General features: G+C 53.7%; 18 protein-coding genes. 8 read left to right on the top strand and 10 right to left on the bottom strand.

Features of this window, described 5'->3' with window-relative positions:
- The first annotated feature begins 45 nt into the window (after positions 1-45).
- Both HN413_05690 and HN413_05685 read left to right on the top strand, forming a co-directional pair.
- Complete coding sequence (locus tag HN413_05690) at positions 46-870, top strand: NAD+ synthase (protein ID MBT3389885.1); 825 nt, start codon at positions 46-48, stop codon at positions 868-870.
- A 44-nt stretch (positions 871-914) separates the two neighbouring features.
- Positions 915-2,144, top strand: coding sequence for an MFS transporter (locus HN413_05685; protein MBT3389884.1), 1,230 nt, complete (start codon positions 915-917; stop codon positions 2,142-2,144).
- 226 nt (positions 2,145-2,370) lie between these two features.
- Here the strand turns inward: HN413_05685 and HN413_05680 are convergent, their stop codons facing one another.
- The 3 genes from HN413_05680 to HN413_05670 are packed head-to-tail and all read right to left on the bottom strand — an operon-like array spanning position 2,371 to position 6,403.
- Complete coding sequence (locus HN413_05680) at positions 2,371-3,990, bottom strand: alpha-glucosidase (GenBank protein MBT3389883.1); 1,620 nt, start codon at positions 3,988-3,990, stop codon at positions 2,371-2,373.
- Entirely contained in the window at positions 3,983-5,992 is a 2,010-nt protein-coding gene (locus HN413_05675; protein MBT3389882.1) for an ABC-F family ATP-binding cassette domain-containing protein, read from the bottom strand. The genes HN413_05680 and HN413_05675 overlap by 8 nt, the downstream gene beginning before the upstream one ends.
- A gap of 30 nt (positions 5,993-6,022) precedes the next feature.
- The gene (locus HN413_05670; GenBank protein ID MBT3389881.1) at positions 6,023-6,403 is read right to left on the bottom strand and encodes an HIT domain-containing protein; all 381 of its coding nucleotides are present in this window, start codon (positions 6,401-6,403) and stop codon (positions 6,023-6,025) included.
- Between the two features lie 146 nt (positions 6,404-6,549).
- Between HN413_05670 and HN413_05665 the strand changes: the two genes are divergently transcribed.
- The 4 genes from HN413_05665 to HN413_05650 all read left to right on the top strand — a co-directional run bounded on the left by HN413_05665 (position 6,550) and on the right by HN413_05650 (position 12,742).
- Positions 6,550-7,992 (top strand): LCP family protein, encoded by a 1,443-nt coding sequence (locus HN413_05665; GenBank protein MBT3389880.1) that lies wholly within the window; start codon positions 6,550-6,552, stop codon positions 7,990-7,992.
- 264 nt (positions 7,993-8,256) lie between these two features.
- Positions 8,257-9,558 carry a hypothetical protein gene (locus tag HN413_05660; protein MBT3389879.1) on the top strand — a complete coding sequence of 434 codons (1,302 nt, stop codon included), beginning with the start codon at positions 8,257-8,259 and terminating at the stop codon, positions 9,556-9,558.
- A gap of 42 nt (positions 9,559-9,600) precedes the next feature.
- Positions 9,601-11,922: an ATP-dependent RecD-like DNA helicase gene (locus HN413_05655; GenBank protein ID MBT3389878.1), complete on the top strand. Its 2,322-nt coding sequence runs from the start codon at positions 9,601-9,603 to the stop codon at positions 11,920-11,922.
- A gap of 142 nt (positions 11,923-12,064) precedes the next feature.
- The gene (locus HN413_05650; GenBank protein ID MBT3389877.1) at positions 12,065-12,742 is read left to right on the top strand and encodes an FHA domain-containing protein; all 678 of its coding nucleotides are present in this window, start codon (positions 12,065-12,067) and stop codon (positions 12,740-12,742) included.
- A gap of 73 nt (positions 12,743-12,815) precedes the next feature.
- On the opposite strand, the gene HN413_05645 is transcribed toward HN413_05650, so the two are convergent.
- A complete protein-coding gene (locus HN413_05645) occupies positions 12,816-14,519 on the bottom strand; it encodes a hypothetical protein (protein MBT3389876.1) in 1,704 nt (567 codons plus the stop codon).
- Positions 14,520-14,612: 93 nt separating this feature from the next.
- Between HN413_05645 and HN413_05640 the strand changes: the two genes are divergently transcribed.
- Complete coding sequence (locus HN413_05640) at positions 14,613-15,680, top strand: alanine--glyoxylate aminotransferase family protein (protein MBT3389875.1); 1,068 nt, start codon at positions 14,613-14,615, stop codon at positions 15,678-15,680.
- Positions 15,681-15,738: 58 nt separating this feature from the next.
- Here the strand turns inward: HN413_05640 and HN413_05635 are convergent, their stop codons facing one another.
- The 3 genes from HN413_05635 to HN413_05625 form a co-directional block, all read right to left on the bottom strand.
- A complete protein-coding gene (locus HN413_05635) occupies positions 15,739-16,461 on the bottom strand; it encodes an HAD family hydrolase (GenBank protein ID MBT3389874.1) in 723 nt (240 codons plus the stop codon).
- The gene (gene moaA, locus HN413_05630; GenBank protein ID MBT3389873.1) at positions 16,462-17,475 is read right to left on the bottom strand and encodes a GTP 3',8-cyclase MoaA; all 1,014 of its coding nucleotides are present in this window, start codon (positions 17,473-17,475) and stop codon (positions 16,462-16,464) included.
- Between the two features lie 200 nt (positions 17,476-17,675).
- Positions 17,676-18,284: a hypothetical protein gene (locus HN413_05625; GenBank protein MBT3389872.1), complete on the bottom strand. Its 609-nt coding sequence runs from the start codon at positions 18,282-18,284 to the stop codon at positions 17,676-17,678.
- A 182-nt stretch (positions 18,285-18,466) separates the two neighbouring features.
- Between HN413_05625 and HN413_05620 the strand changes: the two genes are divergently transcribed.
- Positions 18,467-18,667, top strand: coding sequence for a hypothetical protein (locus HN413_05620; protein MBT3389871.1), 201 nt, complete (start codon positions 18,467-18,469; stop codon positions 18,665-18,667).
- A 127-nt stretch (positions 18,668-18,794) separates the two neighbouring features.
- Here HN413_05620 and HN413_05615 read toward each other — a convergent pair whose 3' ends face one another.
- The 3 genes from HN413_05615 to HN413_05605 all read right to left on the bottom strand — a co-directional run.
- Positions 18,795-19,307, bottom strand: a complete 513-nt coding sequence (locus HN413_05615) for a hypothetical protein (GenBank protein ID MBT3389870.1) — start codon at positions 19,305-19,307, stop codon at positions 18,795-18,797.
- 13 nt (positions 19,308-19,320) lie between these two features.
- Positions 19,321-21,015, bottom strand: a complete 1,695-nt coding sequence (locus tag HN413_05610) for a tetratricopeptide repeat protein (GenBank protein ID MBT3389869.1) — start codon at positions 21,013-21,015, stop codon at positions 19,321-19,323.
- Positions 21,016-21,162: 147 nt separating this feature from the next.
- Positions 21,163-21,571 (bottom strand): hypothetical protein (locus HN413_05605; protein ID MBT3389868.1); only part of this gene is annotated, 409 nt, incomplete at its 5' end.

Here is a 21,571-nt window from a genome sequence, read left to right as displayed (position 1 = left end):
CTTTCCGGGCCTGGTTTGCCCGGATGCTACAAATGGAGAAACGCCATGAGCGCAAATTTGCTAATTAACACCGATTTAGCGAAAACCATCCTGACAGGCTTTATTCACAGCGAAATTACGCGCAGCGGATTCAGCCGGGCGGTGATCGGTCTCTCCGGGGGGATTGATTCAGCCCTGAGCTGTGTGCTGGCCGCCGAAGCCCTCGGCCCGGAGAATGTCCTGGCGGTGAGGATGCCCTACAAATCTTCCTCGCTGGATTCGCTCGAAGACGCCCAGCGCGTCATCGAAAAAATGGGTGTACAATCGCTGACCGTGCCGATTACCGAGATGGTCGAGCCGCTTTTTGAGCGTTTCCCGGATGCCAATGCCATGCGCCGCGGCAATATCATGGCGCGTGCCCGCATGATCGTACTCTACGACCAGTCGGAGGCCTTCGGCGGGCTGGTGGTCGGCACGGGTAATAAAACCGAAATTCTGCTGGGGTACAGTACCCTCTATGGTGATTCGGCCTGTGCCCTCAACCCGATTGGCGATCTGTACAAAACGCAGGTACGCCAGCTCTCGGTTGCGTTGGGCGTCCCTGATTCCATCATCAACAAACCCCCCTCCGCCGACCTGTGGGCTGGTCAAACTGATGAGGACGAACTCGGTTTCACCTACGAAGAAGTGGACAAGCTGCTTCACCTGATCGTGGATGAACGCTACAGCCCCTCCGAATGTGTGGAAGCCGGTTTTCCGCAGGAATTTGTCCACAAGGTGATTGAGCGCATCCGGCGCAATCAGTTTAAACGTCTCCTGCCGCCGATTGCCAAACTCAGCAATCGCACCATTGGCTACGATTTCCTCTATCTGCGTGATTGGGGAACGTAAAAACGAAACGCAAGAACGCAAAGAGACAAAGGCGCAAATCCTGCATGAAATTACAAATCCCGCCCGCTCTCCGTCATCGCAAATTCGCCGCCTATTGGGCAGGTCTGCTCTTCGCCTGGATCGGCAACCAGATGCTCATCTGGACGATTCCCTGGCAAATTCGCGATTACACCGACAACCCCCTGGCGCTCGGTGTAATTGGCCTGATTCGCCTCGCACCGACGATTTTATTCTCACTGTTCGCCGGAATTGCCTCTGATCGCTTCAATCGTCGCAAAGTGCTTTTGGTTACGCAGAGCGTAATGGGCGCAACCGCCCTGATGTTGGCGTTGCTCACATTGAGCGGCAGGCTGCAACTGTGGCATATTTATGTGTTGTTAGTGATTCACGCCACAACCTTCATTTTCGATCTTCCGGCGCGCTATTCCCTGACTCCTAATCTGGTGCCTGCCGATGTGCTGCCCAACGCCCTCAGCGTGGAAATTATTGGTATTCAAATTGGGGGTATTTTCGGCCCAATTTTTAGCGGTTTGCTGATCCAGGGCTTTGGTGAACAAGCCGCCTACCTCACTTCGGCGGTGTTCTTCGGCGTTTTCGCAGTTATGTTGTTGCGCATGGGCGATGTATCGCAACAGCGACTGGTATCTCAGCGCAAAGGCATCGATTGGGCTGCGATCCGCGAGGGTGTGCGTTTTACCTTCCAGCAACCGTTGATTTTAGCGGGCATGATTCTCGACTTTCTGGCAACATTGTTGACACGCGCCGATTCGCTGATGCCTTACTTCGCCCGCGATATACTCGGCGTAGATGGTGCCGCCTACGGACTGCTTTCTGCCGCCTCGATGATTGGCGCGGTTACCGCCGGATTGCTGATTTCGCAAATCGCCGTGCTGCACAAGCAGGGCAAGTTGTTGCTGACTTCTATCACCATGATTGGCGCGGGGGCGGTGGTCTTTGGTTTCTCGCGCAATTTCTATCTCTCCGTGGCCGCTTTGATGCTGGTCGGGGCGGCTGATTCGGTCAGTTCGATCATCCGCAGCGCCATTCGCCAACTCCATACTCCCGACCGACTGCGCGGGCGCATGACCAGCGTCAACCAAATTTTCTTCATGGGCGGACCATATCTCGGGGATGTGAAATCGGGCTTTTTGGGGGGCGTGATCGGTGTGCCTTTGGCGGTCGCGCTGGGCGGTTTTGCTTGCATCCTTTCGGCGGGCTGGGCGGCGCGGCAGTGGCCGCAGATGCGTCAGTATGATGGGGGAGTCGGGAATTAATCACAATATATCTCACCACAGAGACACGATGGGCACGAAATTTTCTTAAATCTGTATGGGTCAATAGTAGCTTGAATAGCGAAACCATCGTTGTCATTCCGAGCGCAGCGAGGAATCCCTTTGAAACGGGTTGATTCATCACTTGCATAGGCACTTTTCAACATTCCGGCTAAGGGATTCTTCACTCCGCTGCGCTCCGTTCAGAATGACGCGTGCTCAAGCTTTTTCAGATTTTTAGCGCCACGCCAGAAAGCGGCGGCAGCATCCTTGTTTCAATCTGAATATTGCCTACCGTCAAGAGAACTTTTTCGCAATTCTTCAACAAGGGGAATTTGGCGGCTTTGCGTCCCCAATTGATGGCTACCACCACACGTTCATCCCCCAGAATGCGCTCGTAGGCCAGTACATCTTTGCCGATTTCTTCGCCCCACAAGCGTAGGCTGCCTTGTTGCAAAATTTTATTATCACGGCGCAGACGCAGCAAATTGCGGTAGGTTTCCAGCAATGCATCGGGGTTTCCCTGTTGCGCGCTCACATTGGTGGTTTCATAGTTCTCATGCACGGGCAGCCAGGGTTGCGCGCTCTCGGGGGTGAATCCGGCATTGGGCGAAGAATCCCATTGCATGGGGGTGCGGCAGCCATCACGGTTGACGTATAACCCCAGGGCGTCGGCCAGCCAAGAGGGTACCCAGGCATATTGATGCGCCAGCGGGTCTTTGGCCTGCTTCGCAGGAATCGCCACCTCTTGCATGCCAATCTCTTCGCCGTAGTACACCACCGGGACGCCGCGCGCGGTGAACTGGATCAGCGCCAAAAGTTGTGCTATCCGCGGGTCGGCTCCCACCTTCGAGCGAATCCGTTTTTGGTCGTGATTTCCATACACATACACCGGCGTATAGGGTTCGGGATATTCGCGCTCGTGATGCGCGATCACCTCCCGAAAAAACTGCGCCCGCGGCTTCGTTTTCAATAACTGCCATAAGAAAACCAGATTTAGCCCATCAACCTGCGCGCCGAGATATTTTTTGAGTGCATTATCTTCGCCAAAAACTTCGCCGATCAACATGCGCTCGTCGGGGTAGCCCGCGGCCATGTTGCGCAGATCGCGCGCCAGGGCGAAGGTCTCTGGCTGGTGCTGGTGATGCAGCCAGCGTTGAAAAAATCCGGCCTGGTCGCGGTGGGGAATGTAATGCAGCGAAAAGGGATTGTCCCGAAATTGGGCATCCTTGTAGACGGTATGGAAAATATCCAGCCGAAAGCCGTCCACGCCCTTGTCGAGCCAGTGGCGCGCAATTTCGAGCATGGTTTGGCGCACGGCGGGATTGCGGTAGTTGAGATCGGGCTGGAAAGGCAAAAAGCTGGCGTAGTACCATTCTTGAGTGGCCTGGTCATAATGCCAGCCAGAGCCGCCGACCATAGCCTGCCAGTTATTGGGGGGACGCTGGCCGCGCCCGCGTTGCCAGATATACCAATCTCGGTGTGGATTTTCGCAACTTTGGCGTGATTGCTGAAACCAGGGGTGCTGCGCCGAGGTGTGGTTCATTACCAAGTCGAAAATCACACGCATCCCGCGGGCGTGGATTTCGGCGATCAATTCTTCGGCATCTTCCAGCGTGCCATATTCCGGGGCGATACCGCGGTAATCGCGGATGTCGTAGCCGAAATCTTCTTGCGGGCTGTCAAAGAAGGGCGAGAGCCAGATCGTTTCGAAGCCCAATTCGCGGATGTAATCTATTTTCGAGATGATGCCGCGCAAATCTCCAATGCCGTCGCCATTGGAGTCTTTATACGAGCGGGGGTAAATCTGATAGATAGTGGTGGTTTTCCACCAGGGAATATCACCCATGCAAGCTCTCCCATTCGGCGATCAGGGCGTGGAGTTCGTTCTGGATTTCAACGTAGTCATCGCCCAAACGCTGGACGAGTTGGGGATCGTCGGGCGGGGCAGCGAGTTGATCGCCAATATGGCCGAGTTGGATTTCCAACTCGGCGACACGCGTCTCAACGACTTTCAGACGTGACTGGCGGCGGCGCAGGTCGGCCTGGGCGCGGTTTTTGGCGCTGCGCGCTTCTCGGCGGGATCCGTTCTGGGGGACAGAATCCACTTCGAGCGAGTCCGCTGGAGCGGGTTTGCTTTGCTCAGTGCGATACTCTGTATATGTCCCCTTGAAAAGGTGTAGACTGCCGTCGTTTTTATCAATTTCCCACACCTGTGAGGCCAGGGCGTCAATCAGATAGCGGTCGTGCGAAACCAGGATGATGGTGCCCTGGTAGTCGTTGAGCACAGATTGCAAAATTTCCTGAGCAGGAATATCGAGATGGTTGGTCGGCTCGTCGAGTAAGAGCAGGTTGTTTTTACTCAAGGCTAGCTTTGCGAGCGCCAGCCGCCCGCGCTCGCCGCCAGAGAGTACGGCAATTTTTTTAAAAACATCATCGCGCGTGAACAGGTAACGCGCCAAATATTTGCGGATTTCGGCCACGAACATATTTGGCGCGACGTGCTCTATTTCCTGAATGAGGGTATTTTCGGGATTGAGTTCTTCGTGCGCCTGGGCGAAGTAGCCAATATCGAGGCTGGCGCCCAAACGGACGCGCCCGGCGAGGGGCGGCAACTGCTCGAGGATGGTCTTGAGAAAGGTGGTTTTTCCGGCGCCGTTGGGGCCAATCAGTGCGGCGCACTCCAGACGGTTGAGGATCAGATCGGGAACTTCGAAAAGTTCGTTGCCAGGGTAGCCGATGAGCAGGTCGTAGGTGCGCAGCACCAATTCGCCGCTACGCTGTGAGGCGCGCAAATTAAACTTGAGTGCTTCAGGCCGTTGTAAGGGGTTTTGCAGTGCTTTGATGCTGCGATGGGCTTCATCTACGCTCATGATGCTGGTGGTGGTATTCACGCTTTCAGCGATCTGGCTCCAGTTTTTGCCCTGCATGGCATCCAGCCCGATTTGCTCAATGGCTTGCAATTGCCTGCTCAGGCGGCGCAAACGCCCTTTGGCCTGGATCACGTTTTGCCCGGCCATGTTGCGCTTGATATAGTCGAAGTCTTTTTCCAGGCGCGCCTTTTCGGCCTCAAAGGTTTTTGCGCGGCGCTCCCATCGTTCCTGACGCTGTTGCAGGTAATGGCTGTAATTGCCGCGGTAGGCTTCAAAACCGGTGCGGCTCATTTCCCAGATGTGGTTGCAGACTTTATCGAGAAAATAGCGGTCGTGCGAGACGATCAGCGCGGCGCCGTCCCAGTCGCGCAGGTAGCTTTCGAGCCATTCTACGGCCTGAATATCGAGGTGGTTGGTCGGCTCGTCGAGTACGAGCAGGGTTGGGGCTTCGAGCAGCAGGCGCGCCAATAATGCCCGCGTGCGCTGTCCGCCAGAGAGATGCTCCAGCGGCATGTGATGTTCGTCGTCGCGGAAGCCCAGCCCGGTGAGCACCATGCGCAGGCGCGTTTCGTAGGTGTAGCCCCCGGCGTGGTCAAACTTTTCTTGCAGCGTGCCGTAACGCTCGAAAATATCGTCGGGCGGGTTGGGCTGACTCATTTGGGCTTCGAGCTGCGCCAGTTCTTTGGCCTGTTCTTTAAGCTGGGTGAATGGCTGGGCACACTCTTCCCATAGGGTGCTGTCGGATTCGAGAACCGACTCCTGGGGCAGATAACCGATCGTCAGGCCGCGGGCGCGGTGCACATCTCCGCTGGAGGGCGGGTCTTCCCCGGCGATGATTCGGAGCAAGGTGGTTTTGCCAATCCCGTTGGGGCCGACCAGTGCGATGCGCGCGCCGTGCGGGATGCTCAACGACAGGCCAGAGAAAATGTCGATGGGGTCGAATGATTTAGTGATGTTGTGAGTGGTGATGAGAGCCATAATGGGAAAGGTAATAGGGTGATTTTGGAATTAGGTAATCCGGCGTGGTATCGATTCCTGATCGCCTGACTTCTGTATCATGTGAAAATGCAAGTGTGGAACTTCCTGGTAAGCTCCGGCGTTAACGATGAGACGCCAGTTTTCGAGTTTCATATTTTCGGCGATGTGCTGCGTGGTTTTGAGTATCTCCAGCAGCAAGCTTGCGTCGGATGGCTGAACAGCGGCCAGATTGCGCAGGGCTTTTTTAGGCACGATGATGATATGCAGCGGATAACTCGGCTGGGGATGATGAAAGGCCAGCAGGCGTTGGCTGGTGTAGACGCGTTTGAGCGGCAGGAGAAAACTCACATGGGCAAAAATCCAACCCAGTGAAACAGCAGCCAATCGCGAGCGCGCCAGTTTCATCCACATACCGGGGCTATTTTACCCTAATTACCGAATCATCCCGTCGTGATATAATCGCTCGGTGTTAAATCAGGCCTAAAGCTTGCAACATAAATGATCGTAGTGGTAAATTGGTATGTGTAACCACTACCCAATATTTGAGTGAAAAAATTATGACGAATCAAAGTCAAACTTCAAACGAAAAGACCAAGCGACCCGTCAAGAAAATCATTGGCTGGGTTGTTTTAGCTATCGCTGGCGTGATTTTTGCCATCGGAATCTATAACTTGGTCAGTAATCTGGTAGCGACGTGGAATATTACCTCGCTGCCCGGAGCGGCAATTACAGCCCCTACGTCTACCCCAGATGCATCTGGCGAGGCAGTTACGGAGGATACCGTTGTTGAAGCAGTTCCCGCGCCAGTTGCCTCTACCGGGCCGCAGCCTGAACCCTGGGATGGCGCCAGCCGTGTCAATATTCTGTTGATTGGGTTGGACTATAATAGTTGGCGCGGCGATAACGGCCCGCCGCTGTCGGATTCGATGATCCTGTTTACGATAGACCCGCTCTCGAAAACAGCCGGGATGCTTTCCATCCCGCGCGATATGTGGGTGAATATTCCGGGTTTTGAACATGGCAAAATCAACACGGCTTATCAGGCTGGCGAAGCCTACAAACTTCCCGGTGGCGGGCCTGGCCTGGCGATGGAAACGGTGGAAGCACTACTTGGTGTGCCGATTCAGTATTACGCGCAGATTGATTTTGCAGCTTTTGTGTACTTTATCCAGCAAATGGGTGGTTTGAAACTGGATGTGCCCTATGAAATGTATGTGGATATTTATGACGATCCCAAGGGCAAGATTAAACTTCAACCGGGTGTGCAAACGATGCCTGGTGAATATGTGCTGGCTTATGCGCGTGCTCGTCACACGGAAGGTGGTGATTTCGACCGCGCCGCTCGGCAGCAGCAGGTTGTGATGGCAATTCGTCAACGCATTCTCGATTTGAGCTTGCTGCCGGTGCTTGTGCAGAAAGCCCCGGAGATGTATCAGCAACTTTCCAGCGGGATCAATACCAATCTGACGCTTGATCAGGTTATTCAACTGGCCTGGTTGGCGCAAGAGATACCCACCGAGAATATCTACAACCGCGTTATAGGGCCGGATCAGGTTCAATTTGGCAAATCTCCCACCGGGTTGGATATTCTGAAGCCAATCCCTGATCAGATCCGTGTGCTGCGTAATGAAGTCTTCGCTCAAGAAAAAATGAGCGGTCCGCTGGATTATGGCGGTAAGTCAACGCTGGATTTGATAATTGCTGAAGGCGCCACGGTAAAAGTACTGAATGGCACTACGGTGGCTGGTTTGGCAACCCGCACAGCCGATTATTTGCAAAGCCTGGGCGTTAATGTTGTCGCCACCGGCGACGCCTCCGCGGTGGATTATTCCAGCAGTCACGTATATGACTATAAAGGCAAGCCCCACGCGCTGGTCTATTTCTCGGAGCTTTTAGGGCTTTCAACTTATACTATTCACGGACGCTACGACCAGGAAAGTGACACCGATATTACGGTCATCCTGGGATTTGATTGGGCCAACAACAACCCCATGCCGTAATGATACTGGAATAAGAGTGTTATGGGGTTGCTACGTAACCCCATAACACTCTTATTCCAGTTTATTCTTGATATGTATCTCCCCCCTGAGCCGCCCAAACCTAGAATTCAACTTCCACGACACTGGCCTTTTTGGGCTTTGGTTGGCACGTTGCTCATCATGATCATTATTACGTTGAATATGATCGTGTCTGCGATTCGCGCTTCAACACGCGCACCAGAACAGCAGGAAACTTTTGTCGCTGAGGCGGCTGAGGAAAAGCAAGTGATCAATCCGAATGAATATACGGATATCAACTTGCAGATGCAGCACCGCAACGGGCCAAAATCGCAGCCCTGGGATGGTAAAAGCCCGATTAATATTCTGCTGCTCGGCGTGGATGACCGCACCCAAATTACTGAGGATGGCCCGCCGCGCACCGACACCATGATTTTGGTGACGTTCAACCCGGAGAATAAAACCGCCGGGATGCTTTCTCTGCCGCGCGATCTATGGGTGACTGTACCCGGGTATGGTGAATACAAAATTAACCAGGCCTACTTTTTGGGGGAAGCTGAAGGGATCGCTGGGGGTGGCGCCGGACTGGCATTGGCTACGGTTGAAGATTTCTTGGGCATTCATGTTCCTTACTACGCAGAGATAAATTTTGATGCCTTTATCCAACTGATTGATGAAATTGATGGGGTCAAAATTAATGTGCCCGAAGCAATTGAACTTAGCCTGGGGGCGGGCCGGATTGTAAAATTGCAACCGGGCATTCAGGTATTGCCCGGTGATATCGCTCTGGCTTACGCTCGAATGCGCGATACTGCCGGGGGCGATTTCGACCGTGCCGCGCGCCAACAACTGATCTTGCACGGCGTACTCAATCGCATGACCGATTTCGATTTGCTGCCCGGCCTGATTGCCAAAACCTCCACGTTGTACAAAGAAATTGCCAGCGGAGTCACCACCAACCTGACGATGTATCAACTCGCCCGGCTGGCAAAATTAGCTTATGAACTCCCGGATGAAAATATTCAGCATATTGTCATCACTGAAGAACATGCCACGGCGATGATTGCCTATAATGGGGCCTATATTTTGATGCCCATCCCCGAGAAAATTACCGCCTTGAGCGGGCAGTTCTTTAATGCCCAACCCGCACCGACGGCAATTGCATCCCTGGCGCCCACCGCTGTGCAAGCTGTAGCGGCTAATCCAACCGAAACCCTGCCGCCTGCTGACACCGTCACCCCTGAGAATACCGCCGAACCAGCCCCTATCCCGGAAGATGCCCCCGGGATCGCCATCCACAATGGCACCACGATCGCAGGGCTGGCAGGAGATACATCAGATTACTTGCAACGTTTTGGCCTCAACGTTATTCGGATTGGCAACGCCGATAAAATCTACGCCGAGACCACCATTATCGACTACACCGGTAATACAGCCACCATTGCCCAAATTTCTCAGGCCATGAATTTCCCGCAGATCAAAATATACAACAGCTACGACCCCAATAGCGAAGTGGCCCTGGTACTGATCTTGGGCGAAGATTGGGCTGCTGAAAACCCCTTGCCCTAGCCAGGTGGGGCGCACTTTCAAAGTGCGCCCCACCTTTTCATTATGGATACCCTCTCTGGCTCAATCGAGCGCATCACCTATTACAACTCTGAAAACGGCTATAGCGTCATTCGCCTGACGCCAAACTCGCGGCACACGCCCGGCATCGGGCGCGATGGGTTGGTGACGATTGTCGGCGTGTTGCCCGAACTTACCCCCGGGGAGCATGTCAAACTCGGCGGACGCTGGACCAAACACCCCAAGCATGGCACACAATTTGATGTTGAAACTTGCTCGCAGGTGCTGCCCGCCACAGTATCCGGGATTCGCCGCTACCTCGGCTCGGGCCTGATTAAAGGCATTGGGCCGCGCCTGGCTGGGCGCATCGTCGATCACTTTGGGGCAGAAACCATCACCGTTATCGAGAACCAACCCCAACGTCTGAGTGAAGTGCCCGACATCGGTGGCAAGCGCACCCGCCTCATCGCCGCCGCCTGGCAGGCGCAGAAACAAGTCAAAGAAATTATGCTCTTTTTGCACAGCCACGGAGTCAGCACCAACCTGGGGGTCAAAATCTATAAAACCTACGGTGATAACGCCCTTGAAATCGTGCAGCAGAATCCCTATCAACTGGCCACCGATATTTACGGCGTGGGCTTTAAAACCGCCGACAAACTGGCGCGCGATTTGGGGCTGCCCGCCGACCACCCGGAGCGCATTCAGGCCGGGGTGATTTTTGCGCTCAATGAGATGAGCAACGACGGGCACGTCTACGCGCCGCGGCAGGCGCTGATGGATAAAACGGCAGAATTGCTCAACGCGTCTGCGGAATTGATTGCCCCTGCGCTGGAAAGGCTGGCCGCCGCGGATCGGATTCGTCTCGATGAAATTCCCTTCCCACCTCGCCCAGTGGGTGAGGGGCCGGGGGTGAGGACGGCTAACGGGACTCCCCCTGTGGGGGTTGCCGAAAATCGGGCCGAATACAGCTCCCCGGCCATTTACCTGACCCCGTTCTATTTCAGCGAAATTGGCGTCGCCGAACGCCTGGGGGCGCTGGCCGATCATGCGCCGCGGGGCGCGGGGCAGCAAGTTGCCCCCCTGCACGATCTGCAACTCTCGGACGAACAGCAACGCGCCATTGATAACGCCCTGCGTTACCCGGTCAGTGTGCTCACCGGCGGGCCAGGGACGGGGAAGACCACCTGCCTGAAAGCGCTCATCTTCCACCTGGAGAGTCTTTCACTGCGCTATGCTCTGGCCTCCCCTACCGGTCGCGCTGCCAAGCGCCTTTCAGAGGCCACCGATCGCCCGGCCAGCACCATTCACCGCTTGCTGGGATTTTCCCCGGCGGAAGGATTTAAATTTCACGCGCAAAATCCGCTGCCGGTGGAATTTTTGGTCGTGGATGAAGTTTCCATGCTCGATCTGATTTTGGCGAATAACCTGCTCAAAGCGCTCCACGCGGGCACGCACGTGCTGCTGGTGGGCGATATTGACCAGTTGCCCTCCGTGGGCGCGGGTGACGTGTTGCGTGATGTGATTGCCAGCCAGCGCGTTCCGGTGACGCGCCTGACTGAAATATTCCGTCAGGCAGCGGGTTCGCAGATTATTGCCAACGCACATCTCATTAACCGCGGTAAGATGCCCGAATTTTCACGTCCCCTCACCCCTGGCCCCTCTCCCCACGGGAAAGGGGAGTCAGGGGTTGGGGCAGGTGATTTTTATCTCTTCCCCGCCGAAGATGCCCAATCTGCTGCCGATTGGGTCGAAGCGGTAGTTTGCCAGCGTATCCCGCAGAAATTTGGCTTTGATCCGGTGAGTGAAATTCAAGTGCTCTCCCCCATGTACCGCGGCCCCGCCGGGGTCAGCGCGCTGAACGAGCGTTTGCAGGCTGTGCTCAATCCATCGGTTGCTGGCAAACCCGAAAAAGCGCTTTTCGGGAAAATTTTCCGCCCTGGCGATAAAGTCATGCAAACTCAAAATGACTACGATAAAAATGTGTATAACGGAGATATTGGTTTTGTGCAGGGGCTTGATCTGGTGGATCAAACCCTCGAGATTAATTTTGATAACCGCAGGGTAATCTACGATTGGAGCGAGACTGATCAACTCATGCTCGCCTATGCGGTTTCAGTGCATAAAGCGCAGGGGTCCGAATTCCCTGTTGTGGTGATCCCGATGGTGACGCAGCATTATGTCATGTTGCAGCGTAATTTGCTATACACGGCGATTACCAGAGCCAGAAAATTGTGCGTACTGGTCGGCAGCCGTAAAGCTATCGGCATTGCCGTGAATAATAATCAGGTTGCCCAACGCTTCACGGCCCTCGATTGGCGTTTGCAGAAAACGGCAAGTAGCCCAAAAGAATTAGATACAAGTATTTGACTCTCTGCTAAAATCTGAGTAAACTCTTTGTGTGTCTGTTTAACGTACGCCTCTTTTATTTGCAGAATTTTTCCTGCGAAAGCGAAGTCTGAGCAGTCACTTTTTTTGAAAGTAAAGGCCAAGAAACCGTTAGGAGCAAAATATGGCAACGCAATCATTCCAACTGGTTATGAGTTCCGGGCCAACGCCCAATGAAGTGTATCCGCTTTCAAAGCAAGAAATTATCATCGGGCGCGACACCAACGCTGATATTACAATTAATATCGCGGAAATTTCCCGACGTCATACTCGTTTTCGTTTCGAAGGCGGCGGATTTATGGTTGAGGATTTAGGCTCCACCAACGGGACTTTTGTCAATGGGCAACGACTGACCGGGCCGCATATGCTGCGCCCTGGCGACCGCGTAAAATTAGGCGAGGCGGTTACACTGGCTTATCAGGTTGCTCAGTACGATATGAATGCCACCGTGGTAACGCCCTCCAGCCAAAAAGACACGCTGACCCCTGGTCAACCGATGTCTCCGGTGCAGCGACAAGCCGCGCCCGCGGCTGTGCCACCCCCGGTGCAGCGCGCCGCTCCCCCGCCGCGTCCGCCTCAACAGGGATATGCCGGGCAAATTCCTCAAGGCCCTCCGATGGCGCCCCCGATGGTACCCTCCGTACCGGAAAAAGAAGGCCGTCCCTGGCTATGGGCTGGTTTGGGATGTGTTGGGGTTTCAATCTGTCTCTTTGTGGTCGGCGCAGTGGCCTTTGATATGCTGAATTTATATTGCTCGCCGCCCTTCAATACATTATTCAGTTTTCTTTATACGTGTCAGTAAAGATTTTACCGTCTCATATGGCGAATCAGTGTCGATGACAGTCACCTACAAAGTGACTATCATCGACACTTTTTTATTGGCTTTGCTGAAAATAGACGTTTTCCCCATCCCATCCCAGTCCCAAAATCATTAAATAGTTTCCCACCGCGCTGACTTCTGCGCGAATGCCGTTTTCTTCAATGTAGATGCGCTGTACCTGATATTCCATCTCGGTGAGCCAGTGTACGGCTGCATAATAGGCTTCTGCCACCGGGTGGGCATCGAAGGGCTGTGCCGCGCCCATTTCCAGCGCGGTGAGTGCTGCGTTGACGGCTTGTACAATTTCCGCGGCCTGGGAATACTGACCGGCCTGTAGCTGCTCATCGGCTGTCGCCAGCAGGGTTTCCAGGGTGATATTTCCGATGCTATTGGGGCGGCGGGCCAGATCGGCAGTGATGCCGTATTGACGCATCTGTGGCCCATCGGGGAGCCACGCCGAGAGAAAATAGGCCGAAGGGTCGAGCATTTGTTGATAACGGCGCACGGTGTCGTAGAAGCTCACTGTCAGGCGCACATCGTCGCGCAAATCCGGGGTTGGCGAAAGCGTTTTTAGTGCGGTGATAAATTGCGTTTCTAATATATCCAGGGTGATCCCAAAATGGGCTTGTAGCGCACGGTCGATGGCCGCAGCGTGACCGCCGTGCCCGGGTTCAATCTGGCGGTAAAAATCGTTAAAAGCATCCCAACCCCAGGTGTTGACCATAAATTCAACCAGCGCACCGGCTTCGAGATAGCCTATTTCATGTTGCGATGCATAGAAATCATCGGCCAGGGGCGTGAGGGGCAGATACCAACTTTCCCCGCGTTCACCATCAGCCAGATCGAGCAGCGCCGCGGCGCGCGGCATTAACGGCTCCGGTTTAAAATGACCGCCGCTAAGATATACTGCCACCCCTTCTACCAGAATGGATGGACGCAAATTGCCCCCCAGATGTGCATCAAGAATATGCACCATTTCGTGATGCAGCACAATATCGAAATCGTTACCCGCATAATTGCGATCGAGATAGGAGATGTAGATTTCATTCCCGGCAAAGCCGCCGTGACCAATGACACGCGACATCAAGGTGACGATGATCGGCTCATCGAATTCGATGCCGAATTGGTTGATCACATCGGCAGCCTGATGATCGGCGCTGGTGAGCAAAGCGGCGATGTCGCGCTGCGCCGCTGTATCGGTAATATAGTAGAGCAGGCAGCAATCGCTTTCTTCGTAGGCCCAGAGCGCGAATCGGTCTGTGCGGGCGAGTTCTTCTTCGGGCAGCAGGGTGATCGCTTTTGTCCAGGTGGGGCCGTTGGGGAGTAGAGTCAGACTTAGTTCGTGCGCGCCCGCCTCCAGCCCCGCGGTGTCCCACACCCAAAAGAGAGTGGCCTGTTGACGCCCGCCAATCCCGAAGGAAGTAAAATCTGCCTCGCCGAGAATTTCCCCACCTTCATCTGCCACCTGCAACGAGTATTGCCCGCCAATTACGGCGCTGTCAGGAACGATTATTTCCAAACTGATATGATCCCCTGCATATAAATCCCCGTCGGGATGCGCGCGCACGCTGAACGCGTCAATATCAGGCAATTGTGGTGTGGGCGTTGGCGGCGGAGTGGTGGTCGGCGACGGCAGGGGGGTAATAGTGAAGGTGGGCGTGGGGGGTAGTGGTGTGGGCGTAGGCGGCGCGAAGAAACGACTGCCACAGGCTGCCAGCAGCCAACTCAACCCAATCATGAGCCAAAAATGCTTTCGCATGGTGGTTATTATACCTTTGCCGCAGATAATCGGGCTGGTACAATGGCGCCATTTCATCCGATATTTATCATTATCCCGTTGGAGGTAATTACGATGTCACCGATGTTTGTTCCTGGCCCCGTGGATGTGGATCCCGAGGTGCTTATTGCTCAAACCAAACCCATGCTGCCCCATCGCAGCAAAGAATACGAGGCTGTTTTCCATAGCGCCGAAAACAAGGCCCGCAAACTCTTTGGCACTCAAAATCGCGTGCTGATTAGCGCGTCTTCTGGCACCGGCTTGCAAGAAGCCGCGGTGCGTAACTTTGCCAACCATTCTGTACTGGGCTGCACCAATGGCGCATTTGGCGACCGCTGGTGTCAGGTGGGGGAAGATAATGGCAAGCAAGTGGATCGTTTGTCTGCCGAGTGGGGCCAGCCGGTAACGCCGGAAGCAGTTGCCGCGGCTTTGCAGCAAAAAGAGTACGAAATATTGACCGTGGTGCATAATGAAACTTCCACCGGATTGCAAAACCCGGTGGCCGAAATCGCCGCCGCGGCGCGGGAGATCAGTCCGGAGACGTTGGTCTGCGTGGATGCGGTCTCGTCCCTGGGGGGTGCACCGATCGAGATGGATGCCTGGGGTCTAGATTTTGTGCTGGCCTCCTCGCAAAAAGCGTTGGCCTTGCCCCCGGGGTTGGCTCTGGGTGCAGTTTCTGACCGGGCATTGGAACGCGCCGCCAGCGTGAAAAACCGCGGCTGGTATTTTGATCTGGTTCGTCTGGAAAAATCGCGCCTGAAGAATTCCACCCCGGCGACTTCGGCGGTTTCGCTGGTTTACGCGCTGGATTATCAGCTAGACCGCATTCTTGCCGAAGGGCTGGAAAATCGCTTTGCCCGCTATCAGGCCATGGCCGAGCGGATTTACGCCTGGGCGCTGGAACGCGGCTTTGGCTTGTTTACGGCTGAAGGATATCGCTCGCGCACGGTCACTACGATAGAGAATTTGCTCGAGATTGATGTTGCCGCGCTAAACGCCTTTTTGCTGGAGCGCGGTATGCGCATTGCCAACGGCTACGGCACGCTGAAGAATAAAACCTTCCGCATTGCGCACATGGGCGAGTTGACGATGGCCGATGTGAACGCGCTATTGAGCGCGATTGATGAATTTATGGGAGTATGAGGAGTGTTGATCAAGTATCAGGCGATCAGGAATTTCCCTGATTGCCTGATACCGCAGATTACCTGCTCAACATGGCCGGCAGATCGCTGACGGCGTTGATGGTGGTGCAGTCGGCTTCGGGGAAAATATTGTGTGGGTCTATAAGAATGGGGTATAGGCCCGCGCGCCGCGCGGCGATAATATCGGCGTAATAATTGTCGCCAATGTAGAGGCTGTTTTCGGGCTGGCTTTGGGTGATTTCGAAGGCGCGCTCAAAGATGGCCGGGTCGGGTTTCCAGGTGTTGACTTCGGCGGCTACATAGGCAAAATCCAGGTAGGGGAGCAGGCCGAGTTCTTCACATTCTTGTTGGCAGGGATTTGAACGGTTTGAGACCAGGCCAATTGTGTAACCTTCGGCGCGTAATTGCTTCAGGGTTTCCAGGTCTGCGGGGCGGACGATGCTCTGGGGGGTGAATTCAGTCTCCATGCGGTGGGCCAACTTCGGGCCGAGTTCCGCTGCATCCTGTTTATTTGTGCCGAGCGCTTCGAGATAGCGTGCGGCATAATTTTTCCAGAAGCCCCGATCCAAATGGCGATCAAATTTCTTAACATCTTCTACCAGCTCCGGAGATTGTGCCCAATAGTAGTGCGCCCATTGTGCGCCCTTGCGACGGCATTCGGAGGTAGTGGGGAGGCCGAGTTCGATGGCGAAGTTGAACATGGTTTCGTCGGCATTGGGGACGTTGTGGCGCAAGGTTCCATCGAGGTCGAAGATGATGGTTTCGATATTTTGGGGGAGCATTCAGCCTCCGATATAGGACATTTCGACTTTGGGCAGGGTGGATGTTTCGGTTGAGCGCGCTTCGGAGTAGTTGTCGGCGCGGGTTTGCCAGACGGCGGTGATACGTTGATGCAGTTCGTTGTCGGATGCGTCATCGCGCAGCAGGGCGCGCAGATCGTGGCCGCGGGTGCCGAACAAGCAGGTGAAGAGTTCGCCTTTGGCTGAGAGGCGCAGGCGGGTGCAGTTGCCGCAGAAGGGCTGCGTGACGGAGGCTATGATACCAATTTCACCGTTGCCATCGGTGTAGCGCCAGCGGTTGGCAACTTCGCCGCGGTAGTTGGCTTCGAGCAGCTCGATGGGCATTTGGTTGTTGATCGTTTCGGCGATTTCTTTGGCAGAGACAACCTGATCCATGCGCCAGCCGTTGGTTGAACCAACATCCATGAATTCGATAAAACGCAAAATATGCCCGCTGCCGTGGAAGTAGCGCGCCATGGGAAGGATGTCTTTGTCGTTGACACCGCGCTTGACGACCATGTTGATTTTCAGCGGAGCCAGCCCGGCTTCTTCGGCAGCGGTGATGCCATCGAGTACGGTTTGAACCGGGACGTTGACATCGTTCATTTGTTTGAAGGTGGCATCGTCGAGCGCATCGAGGCTGATAGTGACGCGGTTTAGACCGGCGTCTTTGAGTATTTGGGCTTTGCGCGCCAACAGCGTGCCGTTAGTGGTCATGGCGATTTCTATCCCAGGAATGGCAGCTAGCATCTGGATGAGGGCTTCGACTTCGCGGCGCAGCAGGGGTTCGCCGCCCGTCAGCCGGATTTTGCGCACGCCAAGATTTGCCAGTATTCGCGCCAGGCGGGCAATCTCTTCAAAAGTAAGTAAGTCGTCTTTAGGGAGAAAGGTATGGTCGCGTCCGAAGATTTCTTTGGGCATGCAGTATGCACAACGGAAATTACAGCGGTCTGTGACAGAGATGCGCAGATCGTGCAGCGGGCGTTGATAGGTATCGGTAATTGGCACGGATAAAATCCTATATTTTTTGTTTGGTATAAAAATTGTGGCGATATGTATCGCTACACAGCCGCTACAGAGTACACAGAGATTTTTGAGAGAAAATCTTATAATCTCTTGGATCTCTGGGAATCCTCGCGGTAGTTGCCTACACCCCTAAATGTGGGGTTTCTCATGGCAATCTCTATGTAGCGCGTTGTCGTGAGTCAATGGCAGGTTTAGTGGAAAATATTAATTAACACAATCGTTTCGTTGCCCAGCGGGTTGGTGCTGATGGTCACTGTGGCTTTCTCGGAGCCGCCTTCATAAGCCAAAACGGCATAGCTCGGCGATGATGTTGAGTCGTTTTCATTTGCCGACCAGCCATAAGCAGGCATTTGGGCTGTGTAGAAATCAACGACGTTTTGGAAGCCCATCGGTGTGGTATAGGAAACCAGATTGGCATTGCCGAAAAAGTTATTGAGCTCATCATTGACCAGCGGAATATTATCCGGGGCTTCACCGTAGGCTCCCTGCGTGATGACGACACTTAAAGTTGCCACGGCATCAGCGCTGTCTCCAGGTATCTCGGTGACAGCCGCTTGCACGGTGGAAAGCAAACCACTCTCTTCGGCCAGTGTTGCCAGCGCTTCGGCGGTTTGTATCATGCCGCTGCCTTCGACTTGGGTCATAAATTCTTGTCCGGCGGTTGCCAGGGCTGCTGCGGTCTTTGCGGCGCTTTCAACCTGACCCGCTTTTTCAGCAATATCGCCAATTGCATTGCACGAAAGTGCCAGCAACGCGGCGAAAACAAGCAATAAAAGCCATCCATAACGGTATTTGTTCATCGTAAATTCTCCTGATGAAATGATTTAGTCCAGTTTTACCACAATTTTGCGGCTTGGCTGCAACTTACCGATAGATCGTGCGTATATTATTCCAGAAAAAAGACGCAGTTTATGAAACTATACTGAGAATTAGATATGAAACTTGGTGCCGCACCTAATTCTTGGGCGAAGGAGGCAATACTATGGGTTTGATCGAGTTCATTGTGGGGATCGTTACTGGAATATTGGGCCTGGTTTTTGGCCTGATTGGCGCAATTCTGGGTATTGTGGGTGGGATCATTGGCCTGGTGTTGGCGATCGTTATTGGCGTGGTGCTGCTGGTCGTCGGGTTGGTGCTGATCCCCCTGCTCTTGCCGATACTGATTTTGATCTGGATTTTCTGACACCATTTGTTTTAGCGCATCTCATTTTGATAAGGCACAAAACGACGCATGGTTTACAAGCGTCGTTTTGTGGGTTTAAGTAGGTAAATGATTATTCGTAGCAAAGAGATGCAAGATTGATGCTGTTTTATGAGATCATCTCGTGTTCAATGGTTTTAATCAGGCTTTCTAGCCCTTCCAACCCTCGAAACTGCGCTTTGACGCCATCATCGCGTGTTAGCGTACAATCCCAATTGATTGGTTTCCGGCTTCGGCCATAGATCGGCATGACCTGAAAGTCATCTGTGTTATACCAGGGAAAAGCAGTGCTGTTCCGCCAGGTAGTGATGACAATGCCACTTTCATACAAGTCGACGCGATGTTTTTTGTGAGCGTAGTAGAGCGCGCCGAGAAGGATAGCCAGCAAGAAAAATATCAGCGCCAGGATCGCTGCGATCAGGATAGCATCTTGACGATAGCGATCGCTCAATACCTTGTTGGGCGGGCCGAGATATTTGCTAAGCGCCGTGATAAATTCCAGCACACTTATCGCTGCACAGAAAATAGCGCTGCCAAGCATCACTTTGCCGGGGACCGGGCGCGGGAAATATGATTTGCGGAGCGTTCCCAGAGGATGAGGTTCGTTCGGTAAGGTTGTCATGTTGCTCGCTGCCTCATTGGTCCATCGGTCCCCAGGTTGGCATACCATCAAACACATCGTTTTGCGTCAGGCGCATCACATCGCCGCTTTCGTTGAGAATTTCAATTTCGGATGCGTCGTTCAGCCCTACGCTGTAGATTATATAATTGCTATCAGGCGACCAGCGCGGTTTGTATTCAGCCACGTCATTATTCGTCACCTGACCCAGGTCACTCCCATCCGGACGGATGATGAAGAGATCATAGCTCTCGAATGGATTCGCAGCGAAGACGATGAAGCGGCCATTTGGCGACCAATCTGGCGTCAGTACATCGCCCAGGTCTTGTGTTAGTTTGCCACTCTCATTTGTAGCGCCATGGATAACATAAAGATCATATGCGCCCTGAGCATCCGTAACCATAGCCAGGCTTTGGGCATCCACCTCAGGCGACCAGGTTGGGGCATAGATGGTGAAACTCTCATTTACGAGTGTTGCAGTTTGCTCAGACCCATCTGCGTTCATAATATAAATACCCAGTTTTCCGCTGCGGTCAGATACAAAGGCAATCAGATTGCCGTCGGCTGACCAGGCTGGCATGGAATCGTTACCTGGATCATCGGTTAACTGGACAACATCTGTTCCATCCGTGTTCATGCTGTAAATATCGAAATTACCATTCCGATCAGAAGCAAAGAGTATGCGCATCCCATCGGGGGAATACATTGGCCCTACATCGTAAGCCGGATCATCCGTCAACCGGGTGAGTTCGCTGCCGTCGGTATTCATGCTGTAAATTTCCATATTGCCATCACGATCAGAGACAAAAGCAATTTTTGCCCGTACAAACACGCTCGGAACCGGGCCTCCCATTTCTGCCAGCATGGCCTCAATCTCTGCTCGATTTGGATCTTCGGGAGCCAGTTGAAGGTAGCGGAATAAAGCTGCGATGGCTTGCTCAGTCTGGCCCAATTCCTGGTAGATGATGCCTAAATCGAAATATGCCCCGGTTTTATTCGGATTGAGCTGTATCGCTTGTTCATAATAGGGGATGGCGGCTTGATAGTCGCTCTGACGAGCATAAGCCAACCCCAAGTTGTAATAAGCCAGATCATTTTCGGGGTTAATTTTAATGGCCGTACTCAGTTCGCTGATGGCTTGCTCGTAATCACCCAAATCTAAGTAAGTACGTCCCAGGTTGTTGTGCGCCCATTTATGCTGTGGGGCGAGTTCAATTGCCGTCTGAAACGCAATGATGGCATCCTCAGTTTTATTTTGTAATACCAGGGCAATGCCCAGGCTGTTGATAGCATCCGAATTTTGCGGGTTTGCCTTTATGACTTCCCGACACTGAACTTCACCCTGCAAAGGTTGGATGAATGCCAGCGCGGCACACTTGCCACCATTGGCGATAAGATCATCGGGGTTGTTGGTTAGTACAGTCTCAAACAGTTTATTAGCCTGCTCATACAGGCCCAAATCAATATATACCAGGCCAAGATTATTGAGCGCATCTGTATTCTCGGGGGCTAATTCCAATGCGGCCTGGAATTCCGCCGCGGCCAGTTGCAATTCGCCTTGCTCAATAAAATCCAGCCCGCGCTCGATATATTCGTCTGGCGTGAGTTGAGGCTCATCTGTTTGGGCGGCTACTATCGATACGCCCAAAAACGCCCCCATCAACAAAGCCAGAACGGTCAAGGTCATCAATTTACGAATAGAACGCGTCATAGTTAGGGTCTCCTGTAGTTTGTGGTTTGGATATATATATTATTAAGCAAGACACAAATATCACAATAACGCTAAAGTCACCCTTGAGTACTTTGTTTATAATGTATTGAATGTTGAGTGATTTTTATTTTGTGATTTGGCTGGTATCTATTTTTCGATTTCAACCCACATGTGTTCCCCATTCGTAGATATATGAATCCAGCCGTGCTGGTCGGTGCGTAGGAGAGAATAGCCACCGAGGACGTCAAGCGTTCCGGCATCGGGACGCCCTGAGGAGTCATCCGCGGCGACAGAGAGCAAGGTCAGTTGTGGGTTGAGAGTGTTGATCCAGTCTGGGGGATTGAGGGGTGCGTAGCCGTTGTCAGCCAGAAGCAGGGCTGTCACGGGGCCAATATCTGCCCCCATGCGCAGGCTCTCGTAGTCATCTTCATGAGCGCCCAGGGGCAGCAGGGCGCGGAAGTTTTCCCATTCCAGCAGTAGAATTGCGCCGCGCGGCCCGGCGGTGAGTACGCGCAAACTGACCCCGTCGCCGAGATTTAGGCTGTGGCCGGGTGCG

This window comes from Chloroflexota bacterium, assembly GCA_018648225.1.
Classification (GTDB): domain Bacteria; phylum Chloroflexota; class Anaerolineae; order Anaerolineales; family UBA11858; genus NIOZ-UU35.
The sequence above is the reverse complement of the archived record's forward strand: the minus strand, read 5'-3'. Positions and strand labels throughout refer to the sequence as shown.

Excerpts from the sequence above, each read along its gene's own strand:
- HN413_05645 (MBT3389876.1), bottom strand. The coding sequence starts at position 14,519 with ATGCGAAAGCATTTTTGGCTCATGATTGGGTTGAGTTGGCTGCTGGCA.
- HN413_05665 (MBT3389880.1), top strand. The coding sequence starts at position 6,550 with ATGACGAATCAAAGTCAAACTTCAAACGAAAAGACCAAGCGACCCGTC.
- HN413_05610 (MBT3389869.1), bottom strand. The coding sequence starts at position 21,015 with ATGACGCGTTCTATTCGTAAATTGATGACCTTGACCGTTCTGGCTTTG.
- HN413_05655 (MBT3389878.1), top strand. The coding sequence starts at position 9,601 with ATGGATACCCTCTCTGGCTCAATCGAGCGCATCACCTATTACAACTCT.
- HN413_05620 (MBT3389871.1), top strand. The coding sequence starts at position 18,467 with ATGGGTTTGATCGAGTTCATTGTGGGGATCGTTACTGGAATATTGGGC.
- HN413_05685 (MBT3389884.1), top strand. The coding sequence starts at position 915 with ATGAAATTACAAATCCCGCCCGCTCTCCGTCATCGCAAATTCGCCGCC.
- HN413_05615 (MBT3389870.1), bottom strand. The coding sequence starts at position 19,307 with ATGACAACCTTACCGAACGAACCTCATCCTCTGGGAACGCTCCGCAAA.
- HN413_05640 (MBT3389875.1), top strand. The coding sequence starts at position 14,613 with ATGTCACCGATGTTTGTTCCTGGCCCCGTGGATGTGGATCCCGAGGTG.
- HN413_05680 (MBT3389883.1), bottom strand. The coding sequence starts at position 3,990 with ATGGGTGATATTCCCTGGTGGAAAACCACCACTATCTATCAGATTTAC.
- HN413_05625 (MBT3389872.1), bottom strand. The coding sequence starts at position 18,284 with ATGAACAAATACCGTTATGGATGGCTTTTATTGCTTGTTTTCGCCGCG.
- HN413_05650 (MBT3389877.1), top strand. The coding sequence starts at position 12,065 with ATGGCAACGCAATCATTCCAACTGGTTATGAGTTCCGGGCCAACGCCC.
- HN413_05675 (MBT3389882.1), bottom strand. The coding sequence starts at position 5,992 with ATGGCTCTCATCACCACTCACAACATCACTAAATCATTCGACCCCATC.
- HN413_05670 (MBT3389881.1), bottom strand. The coding sequence starts at position 6,403 with ATGTGGATGAAACTGGCGCGCTCGCGATTGGCTGCTGTTTCACTGGGT.
- HN413_05635 (MBT3389874.1), bottom strand. The coding sequence starts at position 16,461 with ATGCTCCCCCAAAATATCGAAACCATCATCTTCGACCTCGATGGAACC.
- HN413_05690 (MBT3389885.1), top strand. The coding sequence starts at position 46 with ATGAGCGCAAATTTGCTAATTAACACCGATTTAGCGAAAACCATCCTG.